This is a genomic window from Enhydrobacter sp. (genome assembly GCA_025808875.1).
Classification (GTDB): Bacteria; Pseudomonadota; Alphaproteobacteria; order Reyranellales; family Reyranellaceae; genus Reyranella.
Genome location: CP075528.1, coordinates 1423134 through 1437458, shown reverse-complemented (window position 1 = coordinate 1437458; position 14325 = coordinate 1423134). Strand labels below are relative to the sequence as shown.

The following is a 14325-nucleotide window of genomic DNA, read 5'->3' as shown; positions in this document are numbered from 1 at the left end:
TATTGCGCGCGTGGCATGATTCTGGCATAGACCGCGACCAATGGAGGAAACCCAATGGCGCGCGCAAAACTCGATCGAATCGATCGGCGCATCCTGAACGATCTGCAATCGAACGGCCGAATGACCAACGTCGATCTGGCCGAGCGTGCCGGGATATCGGCGCCGCCCTGCCTGCGCCGGGTCCGCGCGCTGGAGCGACAGGGCATCATCAAGGGCTACCACGCCGACCTCAGCCCCGAAGCACTGGGCTACAGCGTCTCGGTATTCGCGTTGGTCGGGCTCAACAGCCAGGCCGAGACCGATCTCAAGGCCTTCGAGGAACTGATCTCCGGCTGGGCCGAGGTGCGCGAATGCCACATGCTGGCCGGCGAGGCCGATTTCCTGCTCAAGATCGTCGCCGAGACCTGGGACGAGTATCAGAAGTTCCTGACGACGCGGCTCACTTCGGCGCCCAACGTAAGCCACGTGAAGTCGATGATGGTATTCCGCACCGCCAAGCACGAACCCGGCGTGCCCATTTCCACGGAGTGACGCGATGGATGGCCTTTCGTCTCCCGACGTGACGCTCGAGCGGCTGCACGAGATCGCCGATGCCTTTGCCCGCCGCGATGTCGACGGCATCGTCAATTCCTTCGCCGACGACGGCGAGTTCCGCAACGCCCGCGGGCCGCACCACTGGGGCGAGAGCTTCAAGGGCAAGGCGGCGATCCGAAGCTATTTCGAGCCCCTCTTCGCGTCGACCGGCGACGTCAAGTGGCGCCATACGAACGAATTCATTTGCGGCAACCGGGCCGTCACGGAATGGCATCGCACGGCGACGCTGCGCTCGGGCGAGAAGCAATCCTGGCTGGGCTGCGACCTCTACACCTTCCGGCGCGGGCTGATCGTTCTCAAGGACACCTACGTCAAGGTCGTCGTCTGACGCGCTGCAACGGGCGGGGGCGCCGCGATGAAGAACCTTTTCCAGGCCTCCAAGGTGCTCCTGCTCGACATGGCGTCGACGCTGGTGTTCCTCGCCGCCTACGTCTTGACCGACGATCTGTTCCTTGCCGTCGGCCTCGGCATGGCGCTCGGGCTTGCCCAGATCGGCTGGCAGCTGTTCCACAAGCAGCCGGTCGAGGCGCTGCAATGGCTGAGCCTGGTCATCATTCTCGCCTCGGGCGCGGCGACGTTCGTCACCGACGATCCCCTGTTCGTGATGCTGAAGCCGACCGTGATCTACGTCGTCGTCGGCCTCGTCATGCTGAGGCGCGGCTGGATGGTGCGCTACATCCCGCCCGTCGCCCAGCAGACGGTGCCGGATCTCGCCATCCGGTTCGGCTATGTCTGGGCGGGCCTGATGTTCTTCTCGGCCGTGCTCAACTTGGGGCTCGCCCTCGCCCTCGACCCCACCGCGTGGGCGGCGGTGAAGTCGACCTGGGCGATCGCCAGCAAGGTCGGCCTGTTCCTGGTCCAATATACGATCATGAAGACCACGGCCATACGCCGCATTCGCGCCCAGATGACGGCAGCTGCGCCGACTTGACCCCGGGCGCGGTCCGCGGCGCCGGCCGCGATGCCTATTTGAACTGGACGCCCACGACCTCGTAGGAGCGCGCGCCGCGCGGCGTCTGCACCTCGACGGTGTCGCCGACGGTCTTGCCGATGAGGGCGCGGCCGATCGGTGACGTCACCGAGATGCGGCCCTTGGCCAGGTCGGCCTCGTAGGGGCCGACGATCTGGTACTTCACCTTCTCGTCCGTGTCCTCGTCGGCGAGCTTCACGGTCGCGCCGAATTTCACCACCTTGCCCGAGAGCTTGCTGAAATCGATCACCTCGGCGCGCGAGATGATGTCTTCGACCTCGGCGATGCGCCCCTCGATGAAACCCTGCCGTTCGCGGGCCGATGTGTACTCGGCGTTCTCCGACAAATCGCCATGCTCGCGCGCCGCCGCAATCGCCTTGATGATGGCGGGGCGCTCGACGCTCTTGAGCTGCTTCAGTTCGTCCGCGAGCCTCCTGAGCCCTTCGGCCGTCATCGGCACCTTTTCCATGGCGGGATCGTCCTCAATGAAGTGCAACTCGTCAACACGCAACGCGCCTCAATGCCGGCACGAGGCGGCGGTTGCGGGGGACAAGGGCTAGAATGCGCCTTTGAAGTAGGATTGCAGCGGCGCCACGTCCAGGGCGCCGTCATGCAGCGCGGCGATGCCCTCGACCGACGCCTTGGCGCCGGCAACGGTGGTGTAATAGGCGATCTTGTGCATCAGCGCGGTGCGACGCAGCGTGAAGCTGTCGGTCAGCGCGCTGGCGCCGTCGACGGTGTTGAACATCAGCTGCACCTTGCCGTCCTTCATCAGATCGACGATGTGTGGACGGCCCTCGAGCACCTTGTTCACGCGCTGCGCCTCGATGCCGTGCCGCGCGAGATAGTCGGCGGTGCCGCCGGTCGCGACCACCTTGAAACCGAGTTCCAGGAGGCGCTTGACCGGCTTCACCATGGCGGCCTTGTCCTGGTCCTTCACCGAGACGAAGACGGTGCCCTCGACCGGCACCTTGGCACCCGAGCCGAGCTGTGACTTGGCGAAGGCGCGGCCGAAGTTCGAGTCGAGGCCCATGACCTCGCCCGTCGAGCGCATCTCCGGCCCCAGGATGACGTCGACGCCGGGGAAGCGCGCGAAGGGGAATACCGCTTCCTTGACGGCGACGTGCTTGACGCTTGACTTGCGAATATCCATTGCCTTGAGCGGCTCACCGACCATCAGGCGCGCGGCGTACTTGGCGATCGCCCGCCCGGTTGCCTTGGCGACGAAGGGCACTGTGCGGCTGGCGCGCGGATTGACCTCGAGGACATAGACCGCGTCGTTCTTCACGGCATACTGCACGTTCATCAGGCCGACGACTTCGAGCGCCTTGGCCATGGCCTCGGTCTGGCGCTCGATCTCGGCGATGATCTTCTTCGACAGCGAATAGGGCGGCAGGGAGCACGCCGAATCGCCGGAATGGATCCCCGCCTCCTCGATGTGCTCCATGATGCCGGCGACGAAGACGTTGCCGTCCTTGTCCGCCAGCGCGTCGACGTCGACCTCGATGGCATCGCGCAGGTAGGAATCGACCAGCACCGGATTGGCGCCCGAGACCTTGACGGCGTCGCGCATGTAGCGCTCCAGCCCGTCGCGGTCGTAGACGATCTGCATCGCGCGCCCGCCGAGCACGTACGACGGCCGGATCACCACCGGATAGCCGATCTTCTCGGCGACGGCGACGGCCTGCTCCTGCGACGTTGCCGTGCCGTTGTCGGGCTGACGCAGCTTGAGCTTCTGGATCAGCTTCTGGAAGCGGTCGCGATCCTCGGCCAGATCGATGGCGTCGGGCGACGTGCCGAGGATCGGGATGCCCGCGGCCTCGAGCGGCTTGGCGAGCTTGAGGGGAGTCTGGCCGCCGAACTGCACGATCAGGCCGAGCAGCTCGCCGTTGCGGCGCTCGACGTCGACCAGCTCGATCACGTCCTCCGCGGTCAGCGGCTCGAAGTAGAGGCGGTCGGCGGTGTCGTAGTCGGTCGAGACCGTCTCCGGATTGCAGTTGACCATGATGGTCTCGTAGCCCGCCTCGCGCAGGGCGTAGACCGCGTGCACGCAACAATAGTCGAACTCGATGCCCTGGCCGATGCGGTTGGGACCGCCACCCAGGATGATGATCTTGCGCTTGTCGGTCGGCTGGGATTCGCACTCGGCCGGCCGCGCGCCGTCGCCCTCGTAGGCCGAATAGAGATAGGGCGTGCGCGAGGCGAACTCGCCGGCGCAGGTATCGATGCGCTTGAACACCGGCCGCACGCCGAGCGCGCGGCGACGCCGGGCGATCTCGCCCGCGCCATGCCCCGTGAGTTCGCCCAGCCGCTCGTCGGAAAAGCCCTTCTTCTTGAGCTCCAGCATGGCCTTCGCGTCCTTCGGCAGGCCGTCGGCCTTGAGTCGCACTTCGACCTCGACCAGCTCCTCGATCTGGCGCAGGAACCATGGCTCGTACTTGGAGGCATGCGCGATCTCCTCGACCGAGAGACCGTGGCGGAACGCCTGCGCGATCACCAGGATGCGGTCGGGCGTCGGTCGCGCCAGCGCGGCGACCAGCGCGGCCTTGTCGGGCGCGCCCTTGATCTCGATCTCGTTGAGGCCGGTCAGCCCCGTCTCCATCGAACGCAGCGCCTTCTGCAGCGATTCCTGGAAAGTGCGGCCGATCGACATCGCCTCGCCCACGCTCTTCATCGAGGTGGTGAGCAGCGCCTCCGCTCCCGGGAACTTCTCGAAGGCGAAGCGCGGCATCTTGGTGACGACGTAGTCGATGGTCGGCTCGAATGAGACGGGCGTCGTGCCGGTGATGTCGTTCAGCAGCTCGTCGAGCGTGTAGCCGACGGCCAGCCGCGCCGCGACCTTGGCGATCGGAAAGCCGGTCGCTTTCGATGCCAGCGCCGAGGAGCGCGAGACCCGCGGGTTCATCTCGATCACCACCATGCGGCCGGTCGCCGGGTCGACCGCGAACTGCACGTTCGACCCGCCGGTGTCGACGCCGATCTCGCGCAGGCACGCGATCGAGGCGTTGCGCATGATCTGGTATTCTTTGTCGGTGAGCGTCAGCGCCGGCGCCACCGTGACCGAATCGCCGGTATGGATGCCCATCGGATCGACGTTCTCGATCGAGCAGACGATGATGCAGTTGTCGTGGCGGTCGCGCACGACCTCCATCTCGTATTCCTTCCAGCCGAGCACGGACTCCTCGACCAGCACCTCGCCGACCGGCGAGGCATCGAGACCGCCCTGCACGATCTCGAAGAATTCGTCGCGATTGTAGGCGATGCCGCCGCCGGTGCCGCCCAAGGTGAAAGACGGGCGGATGATCGCCGGCAGGCCGACATGGTCGAGCGCCCGTGCCGCCTCCTCGCGATTGTGCACGACCTCGCTCTTGGGCGACTCGAGGCCGATCCGGGTCATGGCGTCGCGGAACAGCAGGCGGTCCTCTGCCTTGTCGATCGCCTCGGCGTTGGCGCCGATCAGCTCGACGCCGAATTTCTTGAGGCGGCCGTCGCGATGCAGCGCCATCGCCGTGTTGAGCGCGGTCTGCCCGCCCATGGTCGGCAGGATGGCGTCGGGCTTCTCCTTCTCGATGATGCGCGCCACCATGTCGGGCGTGATCGGCTCGACATAGGTGGCGTCGGCCAGGCCGGGATCGGTCATGATCGTGGCCGGGTTGGAATTCACCAGGATGACGCGATAGCCCTCGTCCTTCAGCGCCTTGCAGGCCTGCACGCCCGAATAGTCGAACTCGCAGGCCTGGCCGATGACGATCGGGCCGGCGCCGATCACGAGGATGCTCTTGATGTCGGTGCGCTTGGGCATTGCGGCGCTACTTGCCCTTCTTGTTCTTCTCGATCATCTCGACGAAGCGATCGAACAGGTAGTGGCTGTCGGTCGGGCCGGGCGATGCCTCGGGATGGTACTGCACCGAGAAAGCCGGGATATCCTTGCACCGCAGCCCCTCGTTGGAGCCGTCGAACAGCGAGACGTGGGTGACCTCGACGTTTTCCGGCAACGTCTCGGGCATGACGCAGAAGCCGTGGTTCTGCGAGGTGATCTCGACCTTGCCGGTGGTCAGGTCCTTGACCGGCTGGTTGGCACCGCGATGTCCGCGATCCATTTTCTTCGTCTTGCCGCCGAGCGTCAGCGCCAGCAACTGATGGCCGAGGCAGATGCCGAACAGCGGCACCCCCCTGTCGAGCACGCCCTTGATCGCCGGCACGGTGTAGTTCACCGTCGCCGCCGGATCGCCCGGACCGTTGGACAGGAACACGCCGTCGGGCTTGTGGCGCAGGATATCGTCCGCCGTCGCCGTCGCCGGAACGACCGTCACCTTGCAGCCCGTGTTGGCGAGGCAGCGCAGGATGTTGCGCTTGGCGCCGTAGTCGACCGCGACGACGTGATAGCGCGGCTTGTCGAGCTTGCCATAGCCCTTGCCCAGCGCCCACGCCGTCTCGTCCCACTGGTAGCTTTGCTTGGTGCTGACCTCGATGGCGAGATCCATGCCCTCGAGGCCGGGCCAGTCGGCAGCCATCTCGCGCAGCGCGGGAATGTCGAACGTGCCATCCGGCGAATGCACGACCACGCCATTGGGCGGGCCGTTGTCGCGCACGCGGCGGGTGATCTCGCGCGTGTCGACGCCGCACACGCCGGGAAGGTCGTGGCTCTTCAGCCAGTCGTCGAGCGGCTTGGCGGCGCGCCAGTTGGCGGGCTCCGTGATGTCGCCGCGCAGCACGACGCCGCGCGCCGCGGGGTTGATGCTCTCGATGTCCTCGGCATTGGTGCCGACGTTGCCGATGTGCGGGAAGGTGAAGGTGATGATCTGCCCGGCATAGGAGGGGTCGGTGATGATCTCCTGGTAGCCGGTCATCGAGGTGTTGAAGCAGACCTCGCCCACCGCGTGGCGCGCGGCGCCGACGCCCTTGCCCCAGAAGACCGCGCCATCGGCCAGCACCAGCGCGGCCGTGGCCCAACGCGGCGCGGCGTCGTTCGCGCCGGCGGTCTTGATTGAGGTCATCCGATGTATCCCATTTGACCCGCCGGCTGGGGTGCCGCGAGCCGCGCGGTTTGTACCCGCGCGCCAAATGAGGGTCAAGGCACGGCCGGTGGGTAAATCCTAAGGTATTTCAATAGCTTATTTGTTTTGCCAATCACGCCGCGGGCGATTAGTTTCCCGCCCTTCTGCCGATGGGATGAAATCATGCTGCGCGACAAGCTGAACGAGGCGCTGAAGGAGGCGATGCGTGCCCGCGACATGGCGGCGGTCGGCGCCGTGCGCCTGATCCTCGCCAAGCTCAAGGAAGTCGACATCGCCGCCCGCACCGAAGCCAATCGAGCGGGCGTCGCCGACGATCGCATCCTCGCCATGCTCCAGGGCATGATCAAGCAGCGCAACGAATCGATCGCGCTCTACGAAAAGGGTGGCCGCGCCGACCTGGCCGACAAGGAGAAGGCCGAGATCGCCGTCATCGAGCGCTTTCTCCCCAAGCAGATGGGCGAGGCCGAGATCGAGGCGGCTGTGCGCGAGGCCGTGACTGCAGCGGGTGCCAAGTCGGTCAAGGACATGGGCGGCGTCATGGCGGCCCTGAAGGCCAAGTATGCCGGCCAGATGGATTTCGCCAAGGCGTCGGCCGCGGTGAAGAAGGCGCTCAGCGGCTGATCTTCCCCGCTATCCCGCGCCATCCACTGGCGCGGTGCCGCTGACACGCCCATCTTAGAGCATGGCCTTCCCCCCGGGCTTCCTCGACGAATTGCGTGCCAGACTGAGCCTGTCCGACATCATCGCACGGAAGGTCGCCCTCAAGCGTCGGTCGGGTTCCGAATACGCCGGTCTCTGCCCGTTCCACAACGAGAAGACGCCGTCCTTCACGGTCAACGACAAGAAGGGCTTCTTCCATTGCTTCGGCTGCGGTGCGCACGGCGACGCCGTGGGTTTCGTCATGAAGACCGAGGGATTGTCGTTTCCCGAATCGGTCGAGAAGCTCGCGCGCGAGGTCAACCTGCCGGTGCCGCGCGCCACGCCCCAGGAGCGCGAGCGTGCCGAGCGCGCCTCGACCTTGCAGCAGGTCGTCGAACTGGCGGCGCGCTGGTTCCAGAAGCAGCTGCGCCTGCCGGTCGGTCGCCACGGCCTCGACTATCTGCGCGGCCGCGGCCTCGAGGAATCGACCATCGACGAGTTTCGCCTCGGCTTCGCGCCCGACTCGCGCGACGGCGTCATTGCTGCGCTCAGGCAGGAAGGCGTGCCCATCGACAAGGTCGTCGAAGCGGGGCTCGCGATCCAGCCGGAGGCCGAGCTGGGCAATCGCCGCGAGCCCTACGATCGCTTCCGTGGTCGCGTGATCTTCCCGATCGCCGACCGGCGCGGCCGGGTGATCGCCTTCGGCGGCCGCGTGATCGGCCCCGGCGAACCCAAGTACCTCAACTCGCCGGAGACGCCGCTCTTTCACAAGGGCGCCAATCTCTATTGCCTCGACCGGGCGCGGCTCGCCGCGACAAAAGACCAGCCGGTCATCGTCGCCGAAGGCTACATGGACGTGATCGCGCTGCATGTCGCGGGATACACCGGCGCCGTCGCGCCCTTGGGCACCGCCCTCACCGAAGGCCAGCTCGCCGAACTCTGGAAGCTCGCCGACGAGCCCTATCTCAGCTTCGATGGCGACAATGCCGGGCGGCGGGCGGCAGCGCGCGCCGCCGAGCGTGCCCTGCCGCTGCTGCGACCCGGCAAGAGCCTGCGCTTTCTCGCCTTGCCACCCGGCGAGGACCCCGACAGCCTGATCCGCGGCAGGGGCAAGGCGGCCATCGACGGGGTGCTGAAGCTCGCCCGTCCGTTGGCCGACTTGGTCTGGGAACTGGAAACCGAGGGCAAGCACTCCGACACTCCCGAACGACGCGCGAACATCCAGCAAGCCCTGCGCCGGCGCGTCGCCACCATCGCCGACCCCGAGGTGCGCGACTACTACTCGAACGACATGCGCAGCCGGGTCGCCAGGTTGAAGCTCCCGGAGCGCGTCTGGCAGCCGGCCCTCCGTCGCGGCCCCGGACAGCCCGCTGGTCCGCGTGCGCCGTTCGCCCCGGGCTTCGCCGCCCGGCAGGGCGAGGCCGAACTGAACGGCGACGCCCCACTCGAGCGGGCGCTGCTCGGCGCCCTCGTCCTCAGGCCCGCCCTGCTGCACGTGTTGAACGAGGATCTCGCCCATCTGCCGGCAATGCCCGCCCCCGAACTCGAACGGCTGCGGCAGGCTCTGCTCGATGCCTTGGCCGTGGTCCCCGAGGGGATCGACCCGGCGGCCCAAGAGGCACTCGGTGACGCACCCCTTGAAGCCGGGCTGGTGGCGGAGCATCTGGAGCGTTGCGGCCTCTCGCGGGTCGCCGCGGCGGCCCAGGCCAAGGCCCGGAAAGTCTTCCGCGACGAACCGAGTTCGGTGGACGGCTGGGTCGGGCAATGGCGTCGGACCGCCCGCCAACTCGCCCAGCGGGCCGATAACCTCGATGAACTGCGGCGGGCCCAGGAGGCGCTGGCCCAGGACATGAGCGAGGAAAACTTGCAGTGGTTCAGGGCCATCAGCGACCGAATGCGGCGGGAGAGCCTCGACGCTGCAACCGATTGAGTCGCAGGCCTATTTATTGTGCAGGGAGCTATCGCGGCTTGAACTTAGTTCCCATATAGTAGAAAGGGTAGTTTTGCGGGTCCGCCCACCCGCCAGCCCCTTCTAGCAGCCATGAATACGGCCAATTGGCCGGCAGATCCGTATTGTCGCATCCCCAAGGAAGAGTAATGGCGACCAAGACCGCTACCGTAGTCCAGCCCGAAGCCACCGAAGCCCGCGACGAGGGTCCCGACGCTCCGCTCCTCGACACCCTCGGGGCCGAACTCAAGAAGCTCGTCCAGAAGGGCAAAGAGCGTGGCTATGTCACGTACGACGAGCTGAACGCGGCGCTGCCGCCCGACGAGGTGTCCTCCGAGCAGATCGAGGACACCATGGCGATGCTGTCCGAGGCCGGCGTCAACGTGGTGGAGGCCGAGGAGCCGGAAGACACCACGACGACTGCGCCCGCCGAGCCCGCCAAGACCGCGGTGGTTGCCGCGGAGGCCACCGGCGAGGACGAGGAACTCGGCCGCACCGACGATCCCGTGCGCATGTACCTGCGCGAGATGGGCTCGGTCGAGTTGCTGTCCCGCGAGGGTGAGATCGAGATCGCCAAGCGCATCGAGGCCGGCCAGGACAAGATGATCGGCGGTATCTGCGAAAGCCCGATGACGATCACGGCGCTGATGATGTGGCGCGACGCGATCAACGAAGGCCGCATACTGCTACGCGACGTCATCGACCTCGAGGCGACGCAGGGCGGCGTGCCCGGCGAGGCCAAGTCGGCCGAGACGCCACCGGCGCCTGCCATGCCGCGTCCGGCGATGCCCAAGCCGATGGTGCGGCCGCAGCCGATGGTGCGGTCGGCGCCGCAGGCCGCCAACGCCAACGGCGAGGCGACCGAAGGCGGCGAAGCCGGGGTTGAGGAAGACGACGAGAATGCGCTGTCGCTGTCGGCGCTCGAGGAGAAGCTCAAGCCCGAGGTGCTGCGCACGCTGACGCGCATCGCCAAAGTCTATGCCGAGATGTCGAAGGTGCAGAATCGCCGCCTGTCGACGCTCAGCCGCGGCCAGAAGCCAAGCGCCGAATTCGAAAAGAGCTACGAGAAGCATCGCAAGAAGATCGTCGATCTTGTGCGCACGGTGCACATCAACGCCAACCGCATCGAGCAGCTCAAGCTCGCGCTCTACGACCTCAACCGCAAGCTGATGATGCTCGAGGGCAAGCTGCTGCGGCTGGCCGAGGGCTTCCGCATCCCGCGCCAGGACTTCCTCGACAACTATCTCAACCACGAGATCGACCCGAACTGGCTCGAAAAGGTCGGCAAGCTGCCAGGCAAGGGCTGGAAAGACTTCGCCAAGAGGAGGGCGAGCGACGTCGAGAAGATCCGCGAGGAGATCAAGGTGATCTCCGACCACGCGGGCGCTCCCATCTTCGAGTATCGCCGCATGGTGAAGACCGTGCAGGACGGCGAGCGCGAGATGATGCGGGCGAAAAAGGAGATGATCGAGGCCAACCTTCGCCTGGTCATTTCGATCGCCAAGAAATACACCAACCGCGGCCTGCAGTTCCTCGACCTGATCCAGGAGGGCAACATCGGCCTGATGAAGGCGGTCGACAAGTTCGAGTACCGCCGCGGATACAAGTTCTCGACCTACGCGACGTGGTGGATCCGGCAGGCGATCACCCGCTCGATCGCCGACCAGGCGCGCACCATCCGCATCCCGGTGCACATGATCGAGACGATCAACAAACTGGTCCGCACCAGCCGCCAGATGCTGCACGAGATCGGCCGCGAGCCGCAACCCGAGGAGCTCGCCGAGAAGCTCGGCATGCCGCTCGAGAAGGTGCGCAAGGTGCTCAAGATCGCCAAGGAGCCGATCAGCCTCGAGACGCCGATCGGCGACGAAGAGGATTCGCACCTCGGCGACTTCATCGAGGACAAGAATGCGGTGATCCCGCTCGAGGCGGCGATCCAGGGCAATCTGCGCGAAAGCACGACCCGCGTGCTGGCCACCCTTACGCCGCGCGAGGAGCGCGTGCTGCGCATGCGCTTCGGCATCGGCATGAACACCGACCACACGCTGGAGGAGGTCGGCCAGCAGTTCTCGGTGACACGCGAGCGCATCCGCCAGATCGAGGCCAAGGCGCTGCGCAAACTGAAGCACCCCAGCCGGTCGCGCATGCTGCGCAGCTTTCTCGATCAAGGTTAAGCTCGACGGGCCGGAATCGTCCGCTTTCGTTCCGTTTGTCTCCATTGTACATGCGGCTCGCCGCTGTCGGGCCGAACGTGTAGTATAGGTGACGGAAGCACGCCCGGTGCCGCGGGCGCGATGGAGTTCAAGGGGCAGCATGCGGCTGATGATTGGTCTGGGCGGCATCTTGGCCGCCCTTTTGTGTGCAAACGCCGAGGCACTCGCGCAGAAGAACGGCGGCGTGCTGCGCGTGTATCATCGCGAGAACCCGCCGAGCGCGTCGATCCACGAGGAGGCCACGATCTCGACGGTCGTGCCGTTCATGCCGCTCTTCAACAACCTGGTCATCTACGACCAGCACGAGGCGCAGAACAGCGCGCAGACGATCCGGTCCGAGCTGGCCACCGAATGGCGGTGGAGCCCGGCCATGACTGAGCTCACCTTCAAGCTGCGCGAGGACGTGAAGTGGCACGACGGCCGGCCGTTCACGGCCAAGGACGTGCTCTGCACCTTCGACCTGCTGACCGACAAGGCGCCGCAGCGGCTACGCCGCAATCCACGTCGCTCGTGGTACGACAACCTCAGTCACGTCAGCATGAAGGACGACTACGAGGTGACGCTGCACCTCATTCGGCCGCAGCCCTCGATCCTCGCCATGCTCGCCTCGGGCTATTCGCCGATGTATCCCTGCCACGTCTCGCCGACGCAGATGCGCAGCCGCCCGATCGGCACCGGCCCGTTCAAGCTGGCGATCTTCAACGAATTCCAGTACGTGCGCGTGGTCCGCAACGGCGACTACTGGCGCCGGGGCCGCCCTTACCTCGACAGCATCGAATTCACCGTCGTCAACACGCCCTCGACGGCCATCCTGAGCTTCGTCGCGGGCCGCTTCGATCTCACCTTCCCCTGGGAGGTGACGCCGACGGACCTGCGGCTGATCAAGCGCGAGGCGCCGACCGCGATCTGCGAGACGACGTCGATGAACCTCAACCTCAACCTGCTCGTCAATCGCAGCGCGCCGCCCTTCAACCGGCCGGAGATCCGCCGGGCGTTGCTGCTGGCGATCGATCGCAAGGCCTTCGTCGAGGCGCTGACCCAGGGCACCGCAGAGATCGGCGGCACCATGCAGCCGCCGATCGACGGCATCTGGGGTCTGCCGCCGGAGACTTTGGCGACCCTGCCGGGCTTCGGCCCGGATGTGCAGCAGAACCGCGCCGAAGCGCGCCGCATCATGGAAGGGCTCGGCTACGGGCCCAACAACAGGCTCAAGTTCAAGATCTCGACACGCGGCCTGCCACTCTATCGCGAGCCCGCCGAGCTGCTGCAGTCGCAGCTCCGCGACATCCATATCGACGCCGAGCTCGAAATGGTCGAGACGTCGCTGTGGTTCAACCGGCTCGGCCGCAAGGAATTCGCGCTCGGCGTCAACGCGACCGGCAACGGCATCGACGACCCCGACCAGAATCTGTTCGAGAACTTCGCCTGCGGCTCGGCGCGCAACTACACGGGATACTGTAACCAGGACCTCGAGAGGCTGTTCGAGCAGCAATCGCGGGAAACCGACACCGCGAAGCGCCGCAAGCTGGTCAACGAGATCGACGTGCGGCTGTTGGCCGACGGCGCCCGCCCGCCGCTCTACTGGAACCGCGCGACGACCTGCCAACAGCCCCACGTCAGGGGCTATGTGAACATGGTCAACAGCATCTACAACGGCTTCCGCTTCGAGGACGTCTGGCTCGACCGCCCGTGAGCCGATCCCCTCGCCTCTCTATGAGGCGGGGCGCGGGACATGGCCGTGCAGCGCCGCAGCGGGCACGCCCAGCAGCTCGGCACGCTGCCGGGGCAGCGCGTCGGGATACTCCTCCTGCAGCCAGCCGATCAGCTTCTCGCGCACCTCGCAGCGCAGGTCCCAAGCCTCGGGTGAAGTGCGGGCACTTACCAGCGCGCGCAACTGGATGGCGCGATCACTGGTCTCGACGACCTGAAGGTTGACGACCTGACCGTCCCACAGCCTGCTGCTGCGGGCGACCTCCTCGAGCTTGGCGCGCACCCTGGGCACCGGCACCGTGTAGTCGACCCACAACATCACGACACCGATCAGGTCGGTGCTCTGGCGCGTCCAGTTCTGGAACGGTTTCTCCAGGAAATAGGTGAGCGGCACCACCATGCGTCGCCAGTCCCAGATCTTGATGACGACGTAGGTGCCTGTGATTTCCTCGATCCAGCCCCATTCGTTCTCGACGATCACCGCGTCGCCAATGCGTATCGGCTGAGTGACGGCGATCTGGATGCCGGCAAACATGTTGGTGAGCAGCGGCCGCATCGCCAGACCGACGATCAGGCCGGCGGCCCCCGCCGAGGCGATCAGGCTGACACCGTACTGGCGTACCGATTCGAAAGTCATGAGGGCCGCCGCCGCGGTGACGACGACGACCAGGGTGGCGGCGGTCCGGCGCAGCACACTGATCTGCGTGACGTGCTTGCGGGCCATCGGATCGCCCGACGAATCGAAGTTGGAGCGCCTCAGGTAGAAGTCCGAAGCGAGCCCGATGGCGGCGGTGGAGGCCCATCCGAGCAGAACGATCAGCGCCACGACGAGCCCGTGCGCCACCGTCTCGCGCACGGCCGGGTCGATCGGCAGGAACGGCATGGCGATCGCCAGCGCCGTGATGACGGCAGCCATGCGCGTGAGGCCCATCGTCGCCGAAATCAGCGATCGCAGGAACTCGTGCTGTTGCCGCGTCAGTCGGCGCAGCAGGCGCGTCGCCCAGCCGTGCAGGACCAGGGCAAGCAGCGCCGCCAGCGACAGCACGACCGCCGCGATCAACCAGGAATGGAGCCAGTCGGTCTGCTGGCGCAGGATGGTGAAGAGATCGCCGAGGCTCATGCGCACCTGTTGACGCTAGTGGACGGCGCGGTACCGCCGAACGAAACGAAGGCAGCGCCGGTTCCCGATCGCGGGCCGTCGGGTCAAAATACAGTCCTTGTGCGACGAGGCAA

Annotated in this window: 11 protein-coding genes; 7 read left to right on the top strand and 4 right to left on the bottom strand. The window is 66.2% G+C overall.

Going from position 1 to position 14325, the window contains the following annotated elements:
• Nucleotides 1-54 precede the first annotated feature (54 nt).
• From KIT25_07255 to KIT25_07245, 3 genes are read left to right on the top strand one after another with little or no spacing between them, the layout of a single operon-like run.
• A complete protein-coding gene (locus KIT25_07255; GenBank protein UYN96720.1) occupies nt 55-531 on the top strand; it encodes an Lrp/AsnC family transcriptional regulator in 477 nt (158 codons plus the stop codon).
• Nucleotides 532-535: 4 nt separating this feature from the next.
• Nucleotides 536-922, top strand: coding sequence for a nuclear transport factor 2 family protein (locus KIT25_07250; GenBank protein ID UYN96719.1), 387 nt, complete (start codon nt 536-538; stop codon nt 920-922).
• Between the two features lie 27 nt (nt 923-949).
• Nucleotides 950-1525 (top strand): septation protein IspZ, encoded by a 576-nt coding sequence (locus KIT25_07245; protein UYN96718.1) that lies wholly within the window; start codon nt 950-952, stop codon nt 1523-1525.
• Nucleotides 1526-1559: 34 nt separating this feature from the next.
• Here the strand turns inward: KIT25_07245 and greA are convergent, their stop codons facing one another.
• The 3 genes from greA to carA all read right to left on the bottom strand — a co-directional run bounded on the left by greA (nt 1560) and on the right by carA (nt 6561).
• Nucleotides 1560-2033 (bottom strand): transcription elongation factor GreA, encoded by a 474-nt coding sequence (gene greA / locus KIT25_07240; protein ID UYN96717.1) that lies wholly within the window; start codon nt 2031-2033, stop codon nt 1560-1562.
• An 87-nt stretch (nt 2034-2120) separates the two neighbouring features.
• On the bottom strand, nt 2121-5366 hold the full coding sequence (gene carB / locus KIT25_07235) for a carbamoyl-phosphate synthase large subunit (protein ID UYN96716.1): 3246 nt from the start codon (nt 5364-5366) through the stop codon (nt 2121-2123).
• 7 nt (nt 5367-5373) lie between these two features.
• Nucleotides 5374-6561 carry a glutamine-hydrolyzing carbamoyl-phosphate synthase small subunit gene (carA, locus tag KIT25_07230; protein ID UYN96715.1) on the bottom strand — a complete coding sequence of 396 codons (1188 nt, stop codon included), beginning with the start codon at nt 6559-6561 and terminating at the stop codon, nt 5374-5376.
• A 183-nt stretch (nt 6562-6744) separates the two neighbouring features.
• Here carA and KIT25_07225 point away from each other — a divergent pair, with 183 nt between their 5' ends.
• The 4 genes from KIT25_07225 to KIT25_07210 all read left to right on the top strand — a co-directional run bounded on the left by KIT25_07225 (nt 6745) and on the right by KIT25_07210 (nt 13075).
• A complete protein-coding gene (locus KIT25_07225; protein ID UYN96714.1) occupies nt 6745-7203 on the top strand; it encodes a GatB/YqeY domain-containing protein in 459 nt (152 codons plus the stop codon).
• A 61-nt stretch (nt 7204-7264) separates the two neighbouring features.
• Nucleotides 7265-9151, top strand: a complete 1887-nt coding sequence (gene dnaG / locus KIT25_07220) for a DNA primase (protein UYN96713.1) — start codon at nt 7265-7267, stop codon at nt 9149-9151.
• Between the two features lie 167 nt (nt 9152-9318).
• The gene (rpoD, locus tag KIT25_07215) at nt 9319-11343 is read left to right on the top strand and encodes an RNA polymerase sigma factor RpoD (GenBank protein UYN96712.1); all 2025 of its coding nucleotides are present in this window, start codon (nt 9319-9321) and stop codon (nt 11341-11343) included.
• Nucleotides 11344-11482: 139 nt separating this feature from the next.
• Entirely contained in the window at nt 11483-13075 is a 1593-nt protein-coding gene (locus tag KIT25_07210; protein UYN96711.1) for an ABC transporter substrate-binding protein, read from the top strand.
• Between the two features lie 18 nt (nt 13076-13093).
• Here the strand turns inward: KIT25_07210 and KIT25_07205 are convergent, their stop codons facing one another.
• Nucleotides 13094-14218 (bottom strand): mechanosensitive ion channel, encoded by a 1125-nt coding sequence (locus KIT25_07205; GenBank protein UYN96710.1) that lies wholly within the window; start codon nt 14216-14218, stop codon nt 13094-13096.
• Nucleotides 14219-14325 lie beyond the last annotated feature (107 nt).